This is a genomic window from Corynebacterium sp. MSK195 (assembly GCF_030228885.1).
GTDB lineage: Bacteria > Actinomycetota > Actinomycetes > Mycobacteriales > Mycobacteriaceae > Corynebacterium.
In genome coordinates, this window is record NZ_JASPGT010000006.1 from 105,421 (window position 1) to 123,753 (window position 18,333).

Consider the following 18,333-nt stretch of genomic DNA (forward strand, 5'->3'; position numbering starts at 1 on the left):
CAACGCAAACGATTGCCGTTTAATGAGAGTCATGAGCACTTCAGAGTCATCGCCCCTCATCCTCGCCATCACGGCGTGTCCGACGGGCATCGCGCATACCTACATGGCGGCCGAGAATCTCGAGGCCGCAGCCCAAGAGCTGGGCTATCGCATCAAGATTGAAACTCACGGTTCCATCGGCGTAGAGGGAACCTTTAGCAAGCAAGATATCGACGAAGCCGATGCCATTGTCATTGGTGCCGATACGGTCATTTCCAAGGACCGCTTCCACGGCAAGCGACTCGAGGCCACCGGCGTGGACGAGGCCATCAAACACCCGAAGGAACTGCTCAGCAGGTCCTTGAGCGCCTCGCGCTGGGAGGGATCTTCCGAGAAGACGGAGGAAGAGACGCCTCGCAAAAATAGCGTAGGTCAAACCTTGTACAAGGCACTGATGAACGGCGTCTCACACATGATCCCGTTCGTGGTGACCGGCGGTCTGCTCATTGCAGTCGCCCTCTCCATCGGCGGCACGCCCACGCCCGAGGGCATGGCGATTCCGGAAGATAGCTTCTGGAACACAGTCAATGAGCTCGGTGCTTTGGCGTTCTCGCTGATGGTCCCGGTCCTCTCCGGCTACATTGCAGTGGGCATCGCGGATCGCCCGGGCCTTGCCCCTGGCCTTATTACCGGACTCATCGCCACCACCGGCTCGCTTTACGGTTCTGAGGCAGGTGCCGGATTCTTGGGTGGCATTGTCACCGGTATTTTGTCCGGTTATGTGGCTCTTGCTATTAAGAAGATTCCGGTGCACAAGTTCATCGCACCGATTTGGCCCATCATCGTCATCCCGATTTTCACCACGCTCATCGTGGGGCTCATCTTCATCTTGCTCATTGGCGCACCGGTCTCGGCCGCGTTCGAGGCAATGACCAACTATCTCGCTGGAATGCAGGGCTCCTCCGTCATCGTGCTGGGCCTTATCCTGGGCGCCATGATCGCCTTCGATATGGGTGGCCCCTTCAATAAAACGGCCTTCCTCTTCGGCGGCGGTATGATCGCGGCCGGCAATGCGGCGCCGATGGGCATGGCGGCATGTGCGATTGCCGTACCTCCCCTCGCTGTGGGCGTAGCTACGCTCCTGCGCCGCCGCTGGTTTACCAAGGCCGAAAATGATGCGGGCATCGCCGCATTGTTCATGGGATTCTTCGGCATCACCGAGGGCGCCATCCCGCTCGCGGCCGCACGCCCGCTACAAGTTATCCCCGCCAATGTTGCCGGTGGTGCCGTAGCCGGTGCACTCGCCGGTCTTTTCGGTGCACAAGACCACGTTATGCACGGCGGCCCCATCGTCGCGGTGCTCGGCGCGGTAGATAACGTCGTTGGCTTCTTTATCGCCATGCTTGCCGGCATCGCTGTCTGTGCTGGCCTTATTCTCCTGCTCGTAGGACTGACGCAGCGCAAGGACAAACCGCTGGTTGCTGTCGACACGATTAGCCTCGATAAAGATCTGGGTTCTTCTAGCGAAGAGGTCATTCGCTCCATGGTGAAGCTCACCTCCGCGCGCATGTCCGATGCAGAGGCGGTCGCTAGCGCCGCATTGAAGCGCGAATCTACCCGTTCCACTGGTGTGGGTCACGGCGTGGCCATTCCGCACGCTCGGTCTGCCGGGGTGAAGGTACCAACTCTCGCCTTCGCGCGCCTACCCGAAGGTATTACATGGGGAGAAGGCGAAGAACCGACTAATCTTGCCTTCCTTATCGCTGTGCCTGAAAATGCCGGCAAGCAACACCTCAAGCTACTCTCCAAGCTGGCGCGCAGCATTATGAAGGAAGACTTCCGCAACCAGCTTTATGGCGCACAAACCCGCAAGGAAGCAGCCGAGATCATTTCCTCGGCCCTTTCCCCTGCCCCAGCTTCTCAAGGGACAGAAACGCCCGCAAAGGCATAATACTTTGCTCAATGTGGCGCTCGGCGATTCATCGCCGGGCGCTTTTCTTATTCCTTTCTAAACCCCGTTCACCGAGCACACAACGACGCCGAGAGACAACTGCCAGGCAACACCCATAGAAGCAAAGGACAGGTAGAGGTTAAGCAGCCTAGTAAATCTCATGATCTTTATAGGTTCTACCAAGAAACGGACGAATTTCCCTATGCCCGACTTAAAACTCCACCCTCAAAACTCAAGCACTTACTGCTTCTCCGAGAATCTAAGACATTGACTAGAGACCACCCCCGTTGGGGAGGGGAAATACGCAACCAACTGAGGGATTTCAGGAGTTTCCTAACTCAGTTCGAGAAATAACTAAGAAGTAATTAGTTATACGGAACATCAACTTCAAATATTCTAATAATTGCTGTTCAAGTCGCTTTTATCCGCTGGAATTGATTAACTTGTAAACAAAGGGGAACGGATTTTTTCCTGTAATTTTCCCAGTTTCCCGCCTGATTCTCCGCCAGGTTACAGAAGAAAGGTTCCGCTCATGTTCACCCCCGCTGTTCGCTTCTCCACCAAAAAATTTGTAGCCCCCACCCTTGCGGCAGCCATCACTTTGGGAATTTGCGTTGCACCTGCTGAAGCCTCCAGCTCCCTAAGTTCCTCGAGCGACTTTAAAGGCGCGAACCTTCCGGTGCCGACGCTAAACCTTCCCGCCGCGCCGGCCACAGCAGCGAAGCCCGCCGCTCCGGCTTCCAATCGCGTGCAGAGCATCATCAACCACACCAACGAATACCGCCAGGCGCACGGCCTGCGCCCGGTTCGCGCTAATGCCGCACTCAATGGGCTGGCTCAAGATTGGGCCGACCAGCTAGTGCGCGCGGATAAGCTCAGCCACCGCCCGCAGCACTGGAACTACTACCCTTCCAATATCCCGGCCGGCGGCGAGAATGTCCTGCAGGCGTGGAGCGACTATTCCGATGCCCTCTTGGTCAAGCTTTGGTACGAATCCCCGGGCCACCGCAAGATTATGCTGGACCCACGCGCCAAGACCATCGGAGTCGGCGTTGCCATTAACTCTGAAGGCAAGCTCTACGCTGTCCAAAACTACGGACGCTAAAGATTTCACAAGCTAGGACCTTCGAGCCCTTGGGCTCTAGCAGGCCATGCCGCCTCCTCCCGGACCTCGCACCCGGGGCGGGGCGGTTTTCTCGTGCCAGGGTGGGGGTGCACACGCGGGTAAATGAAACGTAACCGCCTTCACAAATGGCAGTGGCGAGGGTTACACTTAATGACATTCGAATTGTTCAACAATCTTAAGGACGGTGTTGAATGTCCTCGCTCCATATCGATCTCAATGCGGATTTGGGAGAAACCACTGCAGGCAATCCGGTCGCAGATGACGCAGCGATGCTGGAAATGGTGTCCTCCGCAAACGTGGCCACGGGCTTCCATGCGGGCGATCCGCACTCGATTGCCGGCACGCTCAAGGCGGCCGCAGAAGCAGGCGTGACCGTAGGCGCGCACGTGGGTTATAACGACGCCGCGGGTTTCGGCCGCCGTTTTATCGATTACAACCCGGACGAGCTTGCAGACGAGGTGACCTACCAAATTGGCGCGCTCGACGCTTTGGCCCGTGCCAATGGCACCAAGGTCTCCTATGTAAAACCGCACGGTGCGATGTATAACGCGATCGTGAAAGATGAGGCGCAGGCAGAAGCCGTCATCAAGGGCATTAAGGCCTTTGGAGACTTGCCGGTGATGTTGCTGCCTGGGGGTGTAGCGGTGGACGTCGCCAAGCGCAGCGGGCTTACCGTCATCCGTGAGGCCTTTGCGGACCGCAACTACAATCCCGATGGCACGCTGGTCTCACGCAAGGAAGCCAATGCGGTGCTCGGCAGCGCCGATGAGGTGGTACAGCGAGTACTGGAGGTAGCACAGACCGGGTCGATTACGGCCGTGGATGGCACGAAGCTTGAGGTGGATGCGCAATCCGTATGCACCCACGGTGATTCGCCTGGCGCGGTGAAGCTGCTGCGCGGTGTGGTGGAGCGCCTGCAGGAAGAAGGCATCGAGATTCGGAGCTTTATCTAATGCACATTAATTTTGTGGGCACGCGCGCGTTGCTCATTGACCTGGATGGATTGAACCAGGTCATGGATTGGCACGCGGCGCTTTCTGCCAAGCCTTTGAAGAATCAGGTGGACTGCATCGCGGCCGCCACCACCCTGCTACTGACGTTTGAAGCGCCGGATTCGGCGCGCGATGCGGCCGAATTCCTGCAGGACTTCTCCCCTGCCGCCGCGACGGCTGCGGAGGCCCGCACGGTAGAAATCGATGTGCTCTATGACGGCGAGGATGTGGACGAGGCCGCGGACCTGCTGGGGCTTTCGCGCGAAGCGCTCATAAACTGGCATACCTCTACCGAGTGGACCGCGGCATTCGGTGGCTTTGCCCCTGGCTTTACCTACTGTGCGCCGTCGGACCCCTCCCAGGCGCGTGCTGTGCCACGCCGCTCCAGTCCCCGTACCGCGGTGCCGGCCGGTGCCGTAGGTATCGCGGGTGAGTTTTCCGCGGTGTACCCGCGCGTTTCCCCGGGCGGCTGGCAGCTTTTGGGTACCACCAATACGCCGATGTGGGATTCCAATGCCAACCCGCCGGCTTTGGTGCAGCCTGGTGACCGCGTGCGCTATCGCAGCGTGGATAAGCTGCCGGAGCTTGTTGATCACTCTTCCCGCTCGAAGCGCGCCCCTGCCCGCTTGCCGCGCATGGAGGTTATCGATGCCGGCTTGCTCACCCTCTACCAAGATTTGGGACGCCCCGGTGTGGGCGATCTCGGCGTGACCCCCTCCGGTGCCGCCGACCGCGCCGCCGCCGCGACCGCCAATGTGGCCGTGGGCAACCCGCGCGGGGCAACAGTGCTGGAGAATATCGGCGGCATTAAGCTCCACGCGCTCACCGATACCGTCATTTGCGTCACCGGCGCGACCGCGCGTGTGCGCCTCGGCGAGATGCCGGTTCACCTTGCTCGCCCTGTGCTGGTCACGGCCGGGCAAACCGTCACGGTGGACCCTGCAACGGTAGGCATGCGCAATTACGTGGCCATCCGCGGCGGCATCATCGCTGAATCCGAGCTCGGCTCCGCGGCCACCGACGTCCTTTCTGGCCTTGGCCCGGACCCGGTCACCACCGGCGATGTCATCGGCGTGCTGCCGCGCTCTACCGGCATGACCGACGCCCAGCTAGCCAACCCACTGCGCGTTTCTGAAAGCTCCGACGGCAAAACCCGCGCCACCTTGCGCTGCGTACTTGGACCGCGCGATGACTGGTTTGGCGATAATGTCTCCGCCTTCCTGGATACCGAGTGGACCGTCACCTCGGATTCCAACCGCGTGGGCCTGCGCCTCGATGGCGAAGAGCCGATTGAGCGCGTTAAAGACGGAGAGCTCCCCTCCGAGGGCATGGTCGCCGGCTCGATCCAAATCCCACCCAATGGCAAGCCCGTGGTCTTCCTCCGTGATCATGCCGTGACCGGCGGTTACCCGGTCATCGCCACCGTATTGGAAGAAGATATTGATATTGCTGCGCAGCTGCCACCCGGCGCGCGCGTGAACTTTGAACTCGTAGCACCCCAAGCCTTGAACACTGGAGAACAGAATGCAGATTAAAACCGTCCTCATTGCTAACCGCGGCGAGATTGCCGTGCGCATCGCCCGTGTCGCCCGCGACCTGGGCATTAAGTCCATCGCCATTTATTCCGAAGCGGATGCTGGTGCCTTGCATACCCAGGTAGCGGATGAAGCCTATGCGCTGCCGGGCAATACCGCGGCCGATACCTACATGAACGTGCCCGCGCTGCTCGATATCGCGGTGCGCGCCGGCGCCGATGCCATCCACCCGGGCTACGGCTTCTTGTCCGAGAACGCCGACTTTGCCCGCACGGTTACCGAGGCCGGCATGATCTGGATTGGCCCTTCCCCGGAGTCCATCGAATTGCTCGGTGACAAGATTGCAGCGCGCCGCGTGGCCGAGGAGGTCGGCGCGCCGCTGGCACCGGGTACCTCCGATCCCATCGATGACTGGCAGGAGGCCCGCGCCTTCGCCGAAGAACACGGCCTGCCCATTGCCATCAAGGCCGCTTATGGCGGCGGCGGACGCGGCTTGAAGGTCGTGGACAACATGGAAGAGATCGAGGGCGCGTTCAACTCCGCCGGGCGCGAGGCCATGGAGGCTTTCGGCCGCGCCGAGTGCTACGTGGAGAAGTTCCTCACCCACCCGCGCCACGTGGAGGCCCAGGTGCTGGCCGATACGCACGGCAATGTGCGCGTGCTCGGCACCCGCGATTGCTCCACCCAGCGCCGCTTCCAAAAGCTCATTGAGGAGGCTCCGGCGCCCGCGCTTTCCGACGCCCAACGCAACGGCATCATCGAAGGCGCCCGCTCCATTTGCTCCAAGGTGGGCTACACCGGCGCCGGCACCGTGGAATACATTGTCTCCGAGGACGGCACCATTTCCTTCCTCGAGGTCAATACCCGCGTCCAGGTCGAGCACCCAGTTACCGAGGTAGTCACCGGCACCGATATCATCGCCGAGCAATTCCGCATTGCGGCCGGCGAGCCGCTGTCCTTCGATGAGGATCCGCAGTCTCAGGGCCATGCTTTTGAGTTCCGTATCAATGCCGAGGACATTCTCAATGGCTTCGCCCCGTGCCCTGGTACTATCGTCTCCTTCGAGCCGCCCACCGGCCCGGGCATCCGCGTAGATTCCGCGGTGCGCTCCGGATCGATCATCCCTCCGTACTATGACTCCCTGATTGCCAAGCTCGTGGTGTGGGGCCCAACCCGCGAGATCGCCCTAGCCCGCGCCCGCTTTGCCCTGCGCGAGTTCACCGTTACTGGCGTGCGCACTGTACTGCCGTTCCACCGCGACATGATGGATGAGCCTGCACTCATCGGCACTGCCGCACCGGCCGAGGACACCGCTGCCGCTGGTGCCTCCGAAATCGGCGTGTTTACGGACTGGGTGGATCACAACTACCGTCCGTCTGCCGCCAACCAGGTGGAAAAGGTCGAGGCCATTTACACCCAGCGCCGCAATGTGGCCGTAGAAATCGACGGCAAGCTGGTCAACGTCGGCGTGCCCGTCGATTTCCTCGCCGCGCCGGGCGCCGGCTCGGCCGGTGGTTCTGCCTCCACCGCGCCGTCTTCGGCCGGCGCACAGTCTACCGATGACAATGCGGTTACCTCCCCGTTCGAGGCCAACCTAGTGGCCTGGAACGTTGCGGACGGCGATACCGTGGCCGAGGGCGATGCCATCGCCACCGTCGAGGCCATGAAGATGGAATCAGCCATCAAGGCTCCACGCGGCGGTACCATCAAGCTCCTGGCCTCCGAGGGTGACCGTCTGGATTCCTCCAAGGTCATCGCGACCATCGATTAGCGCTCTCGCCATCGTTATGCACCTCATCTTCAATGTGAGGTGCATAACTTTTTAGTACAGTTGTGGTCATGCTTTCCCAGTCTGTCGCCTCCGAGTTGCGCGAGGCCATCTCCGCCGGCGAGTTTCAGCCGGGCGAGCAGCTCAGCGAAGTCAAAGCGGCCGAACGCTTTAACTGCTCGCGCAATACCCTCCGCGAGTCCTTCACCAGGCTTGCCGCGGAGCGCATTGTCGAGCGCATCCCTAATCGCGGCGTCTTCCTCGCGACGCCGGATGCAGACTATATCCGCGACCTCTTTGCTGCTCGCGCGGCTATCGAGCCCGCGGCGGTGCGCTGGGGCGAGTTTGCTGATGCCCCCTCGCTCGTCACCCTCACCTCCTCCGCCTTCGACTACGCGGCACGCGGCGAGCACCAGGAAGTCTCCGCCATTAACCAACGCTTCCACCGCACGCTGGTCGCCGCGCTGGGCTCGCCTACGCTCAATGAGCAGATGGATAATCTGCTCGCCCGCATGCGGCTCACCTTCTTGCTAGCCATTCCGCGCTATCCGCAGCTGCATGCGGACCACATTCAAGGAAATATCACCTTGGCCACGCTCATCGCGGACGGAAAACGCCTCGAGGCCGCCACACTCGCGCATGACAGCCTCATGAATACCTGCGAGAAGATCCTCGCCGTGCTAGACGATTAAGGAATGAGAAAATCTTGATCCCGGGCGTTGGTCACGAGCATCTGGCCCGGTGCGTGCGTAATAGCTAAGCGCGGCTTGGATTCCATCACGATGGCCTGCGGGGTCACACCACAGGCCCAAAAGACTGGCAGGCAGCCCTCCGGCACTTCGCCCGGATCACCAAAGTCCGGGCGGTTTAAATCCTCAATGCCAATGGCCGCCGGGTCACCTACGTGGACCGGGGCGCCGTGAACTGATGGGTAACGGGAGGTAATCCGCACGGCATCGGAGACTTGCGCGGCCGGAATCGGGCGCATGGAGACCACCATGGGCCCAGAAAAGACACCGGCCGGGGTGGTGGGAATCGTGGTTTTAAACATCGGCACGTTGCGCTGCTGAGCAATGTGCGCGACCTCAATGCCGTTATCCTGCAGCGCCGTCTCAAAGGTAAAAGAGCAACCAATAAGGAAACTGACCATGTCTGGGGTGTAGTACGAGGTGGCGTCGGCAAGCGTGGCTGTATGCTCGCCGTTTTCAAAAACGCGGTAGGCCGGAATATCGGTGCGGATGTCCCCACCCGGCAGCAGCTCGGAGGTGTACTGACCAGCTTCCAGCACGCCCACAATCGGGCACGGTTTGGGATTGCGCTGGGCAAAGAGCAAGAAATCAAACGCGTATTCCTGCGGCACGGCCAGCAGGTTAGCCTGCATGAAACCGCGGGCATGCCCGGCGGTGGTGGCCATGTCATGGCTGCGCGCATACTCGCGCACCTGCTCCGGGGTCTGCATTATGCCCACAGCTCGGTAATGCCGGAGAAAGCCTTGAAGCCGATGAAGATGGTAAGTACCCACGCCAGGGCGCCGATAACCAGCAACCACTTGGGATACTTATAGCCTTGCAGGAGGTCGCGGCGGAACCAGGCCACCCACATCACGAGGGCGAAACCGATAGGTAGGATCAGGCCATTGATGGCGCCGGCAAAGATGAGCAACTTCTGCGGCGCGGAGTTGATGGCCACAAAGACTACCGTGCACACCGCAATGAAGATGATGGTGAGGATATTGCGGGTGCGCGTCGAGGTATCCTGGGAAGTCACAAAGGATACCGAAGTATAGGCGGCGCCGATTACCGAGGACAAACCGGCCGCGAAGAGGACCACGCCGAAGGCGCGCAAGCCAAACTCACCGGCGGCATTGTAGAAGGCATCCGCCGCGGTGTTGTCATCCGAGAGCGCCACGCCGGTGGCCACCACACCGAGAACCGCCAAGAAGAGGAGCATGCGCATGATGCCGGTGACCACGATGCCGCTTACCGAGGTATAGGTAATGTTCTTGACGTTTTCCACGCCGGTGTGGCCGGAATCGATGAGGCGGTGCGCGCCGGCAAAGGTGATATAGCCGCCCACGGTGCCGCCGATGATGGTGGTGATGACGAAGAAGTCGATCTCGCCCGGCGCGACGGTATTCTTGAGCGCCTCCCCCACCGGTGGCTGGCTGACCACCGCAACGTAGAGCATCAGCAGGATCATGACCGCGCCGAGGACCGCGACGAGGCGGTCAAGCGCCATGCCCGCCTTCTTGGAGAGGAAGATGAAGATCGCGATGGCCGCGGCAATGACGCCGCCGATGCGCGAGTCGATGCCCAGCATCGCGTTAATGCCCAGTCCAGAACCGGCGATATTGCCGATATTAAAGACCGCGCCACCGATAAACACGAATACGGCAAGCACCCAGCCCAGGCCGGGGAGCACGGTATTACCCAAAGTGTTGGCGCGCATGCCGGTCACGCAGAGAACTCGCCACACATTGAGCTGGATGGCGATGTCAACGAGGATGGACAGCATGATCGCAAATGCGAAGGACGCGCCCATCTGCACGGTAAAGACCGAGGTCTGGGTCAAAAATCCCGGACCGATGGCGGAGGTGGCCATAAGGAACATGGCACCAGCCATGGCGCCGAGGCCCTTGGGCGGGGTCTTATCCCCCGCCTGCGCCGGAGTGGCGTGTGATGTCTCAGCACTCACTAGATTTCACCTTTCGTGATGCAGGTCGCATTAATTTGTGATGCGCATCATCTTAAAGGTTGCTTTGCCTTTTGTTCAACAACTTTTATGCGTTGTGGGGTGACGCGGGGGTGATCTAGGCTACTTTCCTGCCGCGTTTTCCCAGGTGGCTAGCGATTATCCGCAATGCCTCGTCCGACGCTTTCACCTCGCTGGAACCATAGCGCAGCACCACGTATCCGCGGTTTTCTAGCGCTCGCTGCCTCTTTATCTGCTGCTTTACCACGTGGGAGGGCGCCTCGCCATAGGTACCGTCATACTTGGCATCGCCATCGACCTCAAGCACCAGCCAACCATCGAGACAGAGATCCGCCCGATATTTCCCGAGCAGCGGTTTCTGCGGCTCAATTTTCACCTGCGGGAACCGCTCAATAATGAGTGCTCGCAGATAGGACTCATAGGGCGATTCCGATCCGCCATACGCGTGCTCGATAACCTTACGCATGGCTGCTTGTCCCCTCGTGCGCCGCATCTTTGCTAGTTCTTCGTGCAAGTCATATGTGGTGACGTCATGTTGCCTGAGGACAGAATCGGTAGCTACCAGGCCATCTGGGAATCCGTGTAGCCGGGCGATTTCGAGACAGGTGCGGGCGGGATTCGTGGCACGCACACCCGCTATTGACACCGTGGATTCCTGGAGGGACTTTACCCGACGGTACCGATAGTCGTTCGCGGTAAGCCTGCGAGGGGGAACGCTTCCCGAAGGCACCGCTAACTCCACCTCCTCCCCTTCCCCGGAAATTACCCACATTCCCCACAGCCGCGCGGCCGATTTGCTGATGAGGACGGCGCGGTGAGTGCTCCACCCGGCAGCGACTACTTTGGCGAATTGTTGTTTATGGCGCACCCATTGCCTCCAGGTGGCCGTAGGAACGGCGACCCAGGGCGCTATCTGGGTGAGCTCACCGCGCTGGAGGGCTAAATGGTGCGGGCTTTCGGCTCCGGCGTAACGAAGGTTGATGAAGTGATCTGTAATCATGGTTTCATCTTCGCGGCTGGCGGGGCGGGGCACGTGTCATGAGGCTCAGGAAGGTGAACTTCCGAGGACCTTGAGTGAGGGGCGGAACGTTAGGTCCAAGGTGATCGGGCCGAATTGAGGGCGTTGAGGCTGAATTGAGGGCGGGTTGTGCTCAGATCGGCTCGATCACATTCGACCTAAGGGGAAGCAGTTCAGGTTGGCGGTGTGGGGGATGGTTCAGCAGCGCGGTTAACCGTGCTTTACTAGAGATAATGGAACCCATCGAGCTCTCAGAACTAACCGGTACGCAATCGCGCACCTACGGCACCCGCAAGATCACCTCGGACATGGTCTCGGCACCAATCCATGTTGCGGTCGCGCTCTGGGACGAGCGTTGGGATTCCGCCCCCAACGGCACCATCGAAGGCTGGGTCATCGCAGTCAATACCAAGCAGACGCGTTTTGTGCGCCGCGGCCAAACGAAGAAGGGCGATATCGTCGATATCGCCGTGCGCGAGGTCAAACGCGCGCTCAGGGGACTCAACGGGCGGGTATGGATTGTCACTGGTCGCAGGCAGAATGCGTTGCGAGCGGCACTCACGGCTGACGGTTTCACGGTGACGGGAAGCTTTGCGGGAGAAAATAGGGCGTCGAAAAGCGCGAGCTCCGTGCGCAGAAAACAAGCCGGCCTGACCGCTCGCAAGGCGCGCAAGATGGGTGAGGCGCCGAAAAAGAAGCAAGCGGCACAAGTAGAGACGCCGAAAGCACACTGGTGGCCGAACTTCTCGCGCGCCTCCTCATGGCCCAAGGGCGACGTGGTGCGCATAGCTACCGATGCTTCCTCGGATACCGTATTCAAGGGGTCGATGTGCTTCGTTGCGGGCAACGGCGACTACCGGTTACGGACTCGAGAAACCAAGGCGAGCACGGATGAGCTTGAGCTCGAAGCACTGACTCTCGCACTGAAATACCTGCTCAAGGTGGGTGCGCGCAAGGCCGTCATTGAGTCCGATTCCGTAGCCGCTTTGGAGGCGGTCGAGCAGATTGTGCATAAGCGCGGCTCTAAAGCATCGCGGCCGGGGCGCACGTGGCGAGGGGTGTCTTCGGGTGCGCGGTCCCGATTCCAGCAAGCTTGGGGTGATATCCAAGGTCAATGCGAGGTCGATATCCGGCGCGTGCTCGGGCATGCGGGGGATCCGCTGAATCGGGCGGCCGACCAGATTGCGTACATGGGGTTGCGCGCGATTGCGCATCCGATGAAACAGTCTCGCGAGACGCTGCGCGACGGGATTCAGAAAGCTCTCTCGGCGTTGTGATCCGAACGCTTAGGGCTTAGGACTGATCTGATCAGGCCGAATTGAGAGAGTTAGGGCCGATCTGAGGCGGCCCAGCCTTCAGATCAGCCTGATCAGTATGGACCTAACGACAATAGGCTCAGTATGGACCTAACGACAATGGGCGCGCTGGGAGGAGGCGCGACTGAGCCAGCCGGCCCGCGGAGTTAGGCGAGTCGGCGGGCGCCATCTCCCGGGCGGGCCACCAAGAAGGTAGGTTCTGGGAAGCTGCGGGATGCTGCGGCATCATAAATGGCCTGGGCGGTGGACTCGACGTCCGAGCGCGGGATGAGCGCGATGACCGCGCCGCCGAAGCCGCCACCAGTCATGCGGGCGCCGAGTTCGCCGGCCGCTGAGAAGGCGGAGTCAAGCTCGGGGGTCGTGACCTCGTACAGGTCGCGCAGGGAAATGTGGCTTTCGCGCATGAGGCGGCGGAACTCTGCCGAGTCGGACGAGGTAAGCGCGGTGGCGGCGGCCAGGGTGCGGTCGGTTTCGTCCACCACGTGTCGCACGCGGCGGCGGTAGAGTTCAGCCTCCTGGGGGTTGACGGTCGCGGCGAAGGCGACGGCATCTGGGATTTCGCGGATGAAGCGGCCGGCGGCAGCCTGGACGGCGTCGATGATGCCGCGGCGGGAGGCGTATTGGCCGTCGGAAAGCGTGTGCGGCGCATTGGTGTCCGCGATGAGCAGCACCATGTCCTGGGCCTCGATATTAAACGGCACGCGCTCGACGGCGCCGGTGGAAAAGTCCAGGAATAGCGCCTTGCCGCGCTGGCCGAACAGGCTGGCATTCTGGTCCAAGCCGCCGGTAGAGGCGCCAACCACTTCGTTCTCGGCGCGGATGCAAGCCTGGGCTAGCTGCGCGCGGGCGGCGTCATCGGGGGCGTTGCCGTGGCAGAGCTCGTAGGCGGCCACTGCCACGGAGCACTCAAGGGCGGCGGAGCTGGACAGGCCAGAGCCGACGGGGACATCGGAGACAATGGCAATATCGAGGCCGGTGCAGGTCAGGACATCCGCCGCAGTGGCGGCCCAAATGGTGCCGGCGACGTAGCCGGACCAGTCGGAAGGGTGGCCGGGGCGGACTTCGGAGAGTGGGAGGCTGGCCTGGGCAACGCTGCCGTCGAACTCGGAGGCTATCCGGACAAGGCCATCGGTGCGGGGCGCGACGGCGACGGCGGTGTTTTGTTCCAGCGCAAAGGGGATGGAGGCGCCGCCGGCGTAATCGATGTGCTCGCCGATGAGGTTGACGCGGCCGGGAGCAGCCCACACGCCGGCGGGCTCGGACGCGTCCGGGAAGGCAGCGGCGAAGAGGTCGCGGGCTGCGGCGGCAAGCTCCGCATCGCTGCGGGTGTCAATCCAGTTAAGCATCCCAGATCTCCTTAAAGCGGGCGGCGATACGCTCCGGGGTGGTGTCATTGATCCACACGGCCTGCGAGGACTCGGAACCGGCGAGGTACTTCATGCGGCCAGGCGATCGCATAAGTGAAAAGAGCTGCAGGTGCATGCGGATGCCGGGGCGCAGGTCCGGGTCCACCGGTGCCTGGGTCCAGCCGGCGATATACGGGGTCTTCTCCACGCCATCGAAGAAGCGGTCCACGGCGGAGTACAGCTTCTTGAGCAGGGGTGCGAGGTCGGCACGTTGGGCGTCGGTAAGCGCGGCGAAATCGGGTACTTCCTCGTTGGGCAGGACCATAGCTTCCAGCGGCCATTTGGCGGCGGCGGGAACGAAGACGGTGAAGTGATCGGTTTCGGCGATGATGCGGGTGCCGGCGGCGCGCTCGCGATCGAGGAGATCCTGGAAGAGATCGCCGTCATAGGCGCGGGCGGATTCCACGATGGAGCGCAGGCGCGGCGAAAGGAACGGATAAGAGTAGATCTGGCCGTGCGGGTGTTGGAGGGTCACGCCGATTTCCTCGCCGCGGTTTTCAAAGGGGAATACCTGCTCCACGCCGTCGATCTGGGATAGCGCGGCGGTGCGGTGAGCCCAGGCCTCGATGACGGTGCGGATGCGCGATTCCGGCAGGTCCTTGAAGGATAGGGCTGGGTCCTCGGTAAAGCAGACCACCTCGCAGCGGGCGCGGGCGGGAAGGCGCGGCACCATGCCGAGCAGGTTATCCTCCTCTGGGTGCTCGATGTCCGCGGTGGTGGCAAAGGACGGGAAGCGGTTTTCAAAGACCACCACGTCATAGCTGGGGCTGGGGATCTCCGTGGGCAGCTGGCCTTCGCGCGTGGGCGCCAACGGGTTTTCGTTGGCCGGTGGCAAGAAGGTGCGGTTCATGCGGTGGGCGGCAAAGGCCACCCAGTCCCCTGTTAGGGGATCCCGGCGCATTTCGGAAGCGGGGGCGACGGTGGGGATGTCGCGGGCGTCGACAAGCACGCGGTCGGGGTGGGGCTGGTCGTCGAAGTAGAGGATCTCGCGGCCGTCGGCAAGCGTGGCAGAGGTAATCTCAACCATTAGTTTTCTCCTGGGATGGTGATGGGCTTCAGGCGTGCCCACAGCACAAAGGCGGCGGCCACGGCCAGCAAAGCAAGGCTTGCCCATAGGTTATCGCTAGCGTTCTTCGCCTGCCCGGTATCCGGGTTGATGCCTGGGTCAAGGAAGAAATAGCAGCCGAGCAAAATCAGGCCGTAGAGGCCGAGGAGTGCGGCGATGACGTTGCGCAGGTCGAATGCGCCCGCGCGCTTTTTCTCAGACATGTTGGGCTCCTTAGGCGAAGATGACGTTGAGGGCTACGGCCATCACCAGGCAAATGATGCCCAGCGGGACGGTCTGCTGGTACCACGGCAAGGACTTTTCGGTGTAGTCCTCAAAGTGGTCCTTGGGGGTTACGGAGGAAACGAAGCCGACCAGCTCGCTATCCGGCTTAGGCTGTGTGAACAGGGTGACCACGATGGATACCAGGATATCCACCACGAAGGCCACGCCGGCCGCCACAAAGGCCGTGCCTTGGCCCGGCAGGTTGATGAGGTCTGTGAAGGACGCGAGGTACCAGAAGGCAATGGCGGAAGCGGTACCGGCCACAAGACCGGACCAGCCGGCGTGCGGGGTCATGCGCTTCCAGAACATGCCCAGAATGAAGGTGGCAAACAGCGGCGCATTGAAGAAGCCAAACAGGGTTTGCAGGTAGTCCATGATATTGCCAAAGTTCTGCGCGAGCAGCGCGGTAAAGATGGCAATAGCGGTGGCGATAATCGTGGCGATGCGGCCGAACTTTAGGTAGTAATCATCCTCGCGGTCCTTGACCACATAGGTCTGCCAGATGTCATAGGAGATGACGGTATTAAAGGCCGAGATATTCGCGGCCATGCCGGCCATGAAGGAAGCCAGCAGGCCGGCGATCGCCACGCCCAGCAGGCCATTGGGCAAAAGGTCGCGCATGAGCAGCAAGATGGCGTCATTCGGCTCCGCACGCTCCTCCATCAAATCAGCCACGGATACGGAGGCAACCATGCCCGGAATGACCACGAGGAAGGGCACGAACATCTTGGGGAAGGCACCGATGATCGGGGTCTTGCGGGCGGCCGAAATGGAATCGGAAGCCATGGCGCGCTGCACCTCGACGAAGTTGGTGGTCCAGTAACCGAAGGAAAGCACAAAGCCGAGGCCCAGCACAATGCCGATGACGGACCACACTGGGTTCTCAAAACCGGAGATGTCCGTGCCCGGCCACGTGTGGAAGTGCGAATCCTGAGCCACCGCGTCCTTCAGCCCATTCCAACCACCAACGCGGTTCAAACCAATGATGGTCAGCGGAGCGAGGGCGGCGATGATGACGAAGAACTGGAGGACCTCGTTATAAATGGCGGCCGAAAGGCCACCCAGGGTGATATAGGACAGCACGATGAGTCCGGCCACGAGGAGCGATACCCACATCTGCCAGCCCAGCAGGGCCTCCACGATGGTGGCCAGCAAGTACAGGTTCACGCCGGCGATAAGTAGCTGGGCCACGGCGAAGGAAATCGCATTGACCAGGTGTGCGGCATTGCCAAAACGCTTGCGCATAAATTCCGGCACCGAGCGCACTTTGGAACCGTAGTAGAACGGCATCATCACAATGCCCAAAAAGACCATGGCCGGGATGGCGCCGATCCAGAAGTAGTGCATGGTTTGGAAGCCATACTCCACGCCATTAGCGGACATACCGATGATCTCCACCGCACCCAGGTTGGCCGAGACGAAGGCTAGGCCGGTCACCCAGGCGGGCAATCCCCGGCCGGAGAGGAAGAAGTCGATGGAGCTAGACACTCGGGCCTTGGCGGCCCAGCCGATGCCTAGCACGAAGAGGAAGTAGATGGCTACCAAGAAGTAGTCCACCCAGGAGGCATCGAGCCTCAATACGGATTCAGCAGTCTCCATGGCTGACCTTTCTAGTTATTGTTCTCTGCTGCAAGGCGCAGCGTGAATCTCTGCGGGTTCTGAGCACTCAGGCGCACGAGGTCTTCCCCGCTGCGCAGCGCATTCGGCGGCGCGCTCATGGGCTCCACGGCTAATGCCTTGCCGGGGCCGCCCGCCCGCGGGAAATCGGCCGGGGTAAACATCTGCACCCAGTTCAGGCCTTCGCCCATCTCCAAGCGCACGCCCTTTCCACCGGCCGAATACACGGCCGTCAGCGGGCCTTCGCCGTGGAAGCAATCGTCCCAGTCCACCTCGGCGATGGGCTGATTAGCGATGCGCACCTGCTCTGTCTTTCCCGTGGGCAGGTTGCGGGCGCCTAGCAAGTAGCGCTTGCCGACGTCCACGCTGAGCACCGCCCCCTCCGCCCCTGCTCCCTGTGGGGAGAGGTAGAGGTGCAGCCCATAGGCGAAGGGAACCTCGCCGGGCTCCGTGGTGCGTGCGGTCAGCTGGTGGCGCAATCCTTGCTCATCGAGGGCGTAGACGGCCTCTAGTTGAATCGCCCACGGCCAGCCCTGACGCGGCTCAATATCAAAGGTAAGAGCCACCCGGTCGTCCGAGCATTCCTTGATGCGCCACCAATCCACCGCGAATCCATGGATGGCGTTATTGCGCTCCGGCTCCGTGATGCCTAACTGGTGGGCTGTCCCCTGCCATTCAAACCAGCCATCTTCGGTGCGATTTGGCCACGGCGCCAGCACCACTCCTGCCATCAGCGGCGGCTTGCCTTCGTAGCTTTCTACCAAGGGCGCGCCGCGATAAGTCAGCGCCTTGAGTGCACCGCCGAATAGACCAATCTCGGCCGCATAATCGCCATGGGCAAGTGCGACGCTGGGGTAGTCAGCGTCAGGGCCAGCCGCTCCTCCACTGGTCATAACAAAGACCTTTCTGGCTATAACTTTCGTTGGATTTAGCCTAGGAGTACGGCAAAGCGCTGGTCAATCGTTTGCATAACTACCCGCGAATACCGCCTATTTCAGCTGCTCACAACCCTAGAGTTAACCGCCTGTTAACCTCTTTCGGGGTTGGAGGCGCCTGTGGACAGCGGTCCGTCACACCGAGGCAGGAGCGCTATCCCTGCATCCGTCGCCACACTATCCGCGCCGCGGAGTGTGGTGTGGCTAGGACTTCGCGCAGGTAATTGCGCGGCATCAACCGCCACGGGGTGCGCGCGGGATGCAGTCGCACGACAATGCCAAGGTGCCAGGCCCACAGCGCCGTGCGCAGGATATGAAAATCATTGGTCACCACGTGCAATACGGCATCCGGGGCCAAGCGGTGGGCATTTTCTAGATTCTCATTAGTGCTCGTGGCTTCCGGCTCCACCACTACCCGCTCGGCCGGCACGCCGCGCTCACTGAGGTATGTAGCCATAGGTCCCGCTTCACCACGGCCGGAGACAATAATCTGCTGACCGCTATAGAGCGCCAGCGCCTTGTCTAGGCGCGAGCGCAGCATGGCGCCGGGATAGCCGTGGGTTACGCGGGAGCCCAAAACAAGGAGCGGGTCAGACATGGATACCAGCATAGACTCGCCGACTCTTGACAGGAAGATGGAAATGGCCG

Annotated in this window: 16 protein-coding genes; 7 read left to right on the forward strand and 9 right to left on the reverse strand. The window is 61.3% G+C overall.

What is annotated here, in order from left to right; all coding sequences use genetic code 11:
- Nucleotides 1-31 precede the first annotated feature (31 nt).
- The 6 genes from QP909_RS07590 (at nt 32) to QP909_RS07615 (ending at nt 8,043) form a co-directional block, all read left to right on the forward strand.
- A complete protein-coding gene (locus QP909_RS07590) occupies nt 32-1,930 on the forward strand; it encodes a fructose-specific PTS transporter subunit EIIC (RefSeq protein WP_284766767.1) in 1,899 nt (632 codons plus the stop codon).
- Nucleotides 1,931-2,462: 532 nt separating this feature from the next.
- Nucleotides 2,463-3,035 (forward strand): CAP domain-containing protein, encoded by a 573-nt coding sequence (locus QP909_RS07595; RefSeq protein WP_284766768.1) that lies wholly within the window; start codon nt 2,463-2,465, stop codon nt 3,033-3,035.
- Between the two features lie 212 nt (nt 3,036-3,247).
- A complete protein-coding gene (locus QP909_RS07600; RefSeq protein ID WP_284766769.1) occupies nt 3,248-4,009 on the forward strand; it encodes a LamB/YcsF family protein in 762 nt (253 codons plus the stop codon).
- Nucleotides 4,009-5,583: a 5-oxoprolinase subunit B/C family protein gene (locus QP909_RS07605; RefSeq protein ID WP_284766770.1), complete on the forward strand. Its 1,575-nt coding sequence runs from the start codon at nt 4,009-4,011 to the stop codon at nt 5,581-5,583. Before QP909_RS07600 ends, QP909_RS07605 begins: the two co-directional genes overlap by 1 nt.
- Nucleotides 5,573-7,354, forward strand: a complete 1,782-nt coding sequence (locus tag QP909_RS07610) for an acetyl/propionyl/methylcrotonyl-CoA carboxylase subunit alpha (protein ID WP_284766771.1) — start codon at nt 5,573-5,575, stop codon at nt 7,352-7,354. Before QP909_RS07605 ends, QP909_RS07610 begins: the two co-directional genes overlap by 11 nt.
- 68 nt (nt 7,355-7,422) lie before the next feature.
- Entirely contained in the window at nt 7,423-8,043 is a 621-nt protein-coding gene (locus QP909_RS07615; protein WP_284766772.1) for a GntR family transcriptional regulator, read from the forward strand.
- On the opposite strand, the gene QP909_RS07620 is transcribed toward QP909_RS07615, so the two are convergent.
- The 3 genes from QP909_RS07620 to QP909_RS07630 form a co-directional block, all read right to left on the reverse strand.
- Complete coding sequence (locus QP909_RS07620; protein ID WP_225745856.1) at nt 8,040-8,810, reverse strand: putative hydro-lyase; 771 nt, start codon at nt 8,808-8,810, stop codon at nt 8,040-8,042. The two genes, QP909_RS07615 and QP909_RS07620, sit on opposite strands and share 4 nt — an antisense overlap.
- Complete coding sequence (locus QP909_RS07625) at nt 8,810-9,973, reverse strand: NRAMP family divalent metal transporter (RefSeq protein WP_156794305.1); 1,164 nt, start codon at nt 9,971-9,973, stop codon at nt 8,810-8,812. The genes QP909_RS07620 and QP909_RS07625 overlap by 1 nt, the downstream gene beginning before the upstream one ends.
- A 187-nt stretch (nt 9,974-10,160) precedes the next feature.
- Nucleotides 10,161-11,063 (reverse strand): DUF559 domain-containing protein, encoded by a 903-nt coding sequence (locus QP909_RS07630; RefSeq protein WP_284766773.1) that lies wholly within the window; start codon nt 11,061-11,063, stop codon nt 10,161-10,163.
- A gap of 251 nt (nt 11,064-11,314) precedes the next feature.
- Between QP909_RS07630 and QP909_RS07635 the strand changes: the two genes are divergently transcribed.
- A complete protein-coding gene (locus QP909_RS07635; protein ID WP_284766774.1) occupies nt 11,315-12,358 on the forward strand; it encodes an RNase H family protein in 1,044 nt (347 codons plus the stop codon).
- A gap of 185 nt (nt 12,359-12,543) precedes the next feature.
- Here the strand turns inward: QP909_RS07635 and galK are convergent, their stop codons facing one another.
- The 6 genes from galK to QP909_RS07665 all read right to left on the reverse strand — a co-directional run bounded on the left by galK (nt 12,544) and on the right by QP909_RS07665 (nt 18,283).
- Nucleotides 12,544-13,743: a galactokinase gene (gene galK, locus QP909_RS07640; RefSeq protein ID WP_284766775.1), complete on the reverse strand. Its 1,200-nt coding sequence runs from the start codon at nt 13,741-13,743 to the stop codon at nt 12,544-12,546.
- Nucleotides 13,736-14,830 carry a galactose-1-phosphate uridylyltransferase gene (gene galT / locus QP909_RS07645; RefSeq protein WP_284766776.1) on the reverse strand — a complete coding sequence of 365 codons (1,095 nt, stop codon included), beginning with the start codon at nt 14,828-14,830 and terminating at the stop codon, nt 13,736-13,738. The genes galK and galT overlap by 8 nt, the downstream gene beginning before the upstream one ends.
- The gene (locus QP909_RS07650) at nt 14,830-15,072 is read right to left on the reverse strand and encodes a hypothetical protein (RefSeq protein WP_005322508.1); all 243 of its coding nucleotides are present in this window, start codon (nt 15,070-15,072) and stop codon (nt 14,830-14,832) included. Before QP909_RS07650 ends, galT begins: the two co-directional genes overlap by 1 nt.
- Before the next feature lie 10 nt (nt 15,073-15,082).
- Entirely contained in the window at nt 15,083-16,732 is a 1,650-nt protein-coding gene (locus tag QP909_RS07655; protein ID WP_284766777.1) for a sodium:solute symporter family protein, read from the reverse strand.
- An 11-nt stretch (nt 16,733-16,743) separates the two neighbouring features.
- On the reverse strand, nt 16,744-17,643 hold the full coding sequence (locus tag QP909_RS07660) for an aldose epimerase family protein (RefSeq protein WP_284766778.1): 900 nt from the start codon (nt 17,641-17,643) through the stop codon (nt 16,744-16,746).
- Nucleotides 17,644-17,839: 196 nt separating this feature from the next.
- Entirely contained in the window at nt 17,840-18,283 is a 444-nt protein-coding gene (locus QP909_RS07665) for a YdcF family protein (RefSeq protein ID WP_284766779.1), read from the reverse strand.
- Between the last annotated feature and the right edge of the window lie 50 nt (nt 18,284-18,333).

Coding starts and splice junctions, on each gene's coding strand:
- QP909_RS07665 (WP_284766779.1), bottom strand. CDS start 18,283: ATGTCTGACCCGCTCCTTGTTTTGGGCTCCCGCGTAACCCACGGCTAT.
- QP909_RS07590 (WP_284766767.1), top strand. CDS start 32: ATGAGCACTTCAGAGTCATCGCCCCTCATCCTCGCCATCACGGCGTGT.
- QP909_RS07655 (WP_284766777.1), bottom strand. CDS start 16,732: ATGGAGACTGCTGAATCCGTATTGAGGCTCGATGCCTCCTGGGTGGAC.
- QP909_RS07600 (WP_284766769.1), top strand. CDS start 3,248: ATGTCCTCGCTCCATATCGATCTCAATGCGGATTTGGGAGAAACCACT.
- QP909_RS07630 (WP_284766773.1), bottom strand. CDS start 11,063: ATGATTACAGATCACTTCATCAACCTTCGTTACGCCGGAGCCGAAAGC.
- galT (WP_284766776.1), bottom strand. CDS start 14,830: ATGGTTGAGATTACCTCTGCCACGCTTGCCGACGGCCGCGAGATCCTC.
- QP909_RS07605 (WP_284766770.1), top strand. CDS start 4,009: ATGCACATTAATTTTGTGGGCACGCGCGCGTTGCTCATTGACCTGGAT.
- QP909_RS07610 (WP_284766771.1), top strand. CDS start 5,573: ATGCAGATTAAAACCGTCCTCATTGCTAACCGCGGCGAGATTGCCGTG.
- QP909_RS07625 (WP_156794305.1), bottom strand. CDS start 9,973: ATGGCTGGTGCCATGTTCCTTATGGCCACCTCCGCCATCGGTCCGGGA.
- QP909_RS07620 (WP_225745856.1), bottom strand. CDS start 8,810: ATGCAGACCCCGGAGCAGGTGCGCGAGTATGCGCGCAGCCATGACATG.
- QP909_RS07650 (WP_005322508.1), bottom strand. CDS start 15,072: ATGTCTGAGAAAAAGCGCGCGGGCGCATTCGACCTGCGCAACGTCATC.
- QP909_RS07615 (WP_284766772.1), top strand. CDS start 7,423: ATGCTTTCCCAGTCTGTCGCCTCCGAGTTGCGCGAGGCCATCTCCGCC.
- QP909_RS07635 (WP_284766774.1), top strand. CDS start 11,315: ATGGAACCCATCGAGCTCTCAGAACTAACCGGTACGCAATCGCGCACC.
- QP909_RS07595 (WP_284766768.1), top strand. CDS start 2,463: ATGTTCACCCCCGCTGTTCGCTTCTCCACCAAAAAATTTGTAGCCCCC.
- QP909_RS07660 (WP_284766778.1), bottom strand. CDS start 17,643: ATGACCAGTGGAGGAGCGGCTGGCCCTGACGCTGACTACCCCAGCGTC.
- galK (WP_284766775.1), bottom strand. CDS start 13,743: ATGCTTAACTGGATTGACACCCGCAGCGATGCGGAGCTTGCCGCCGCA.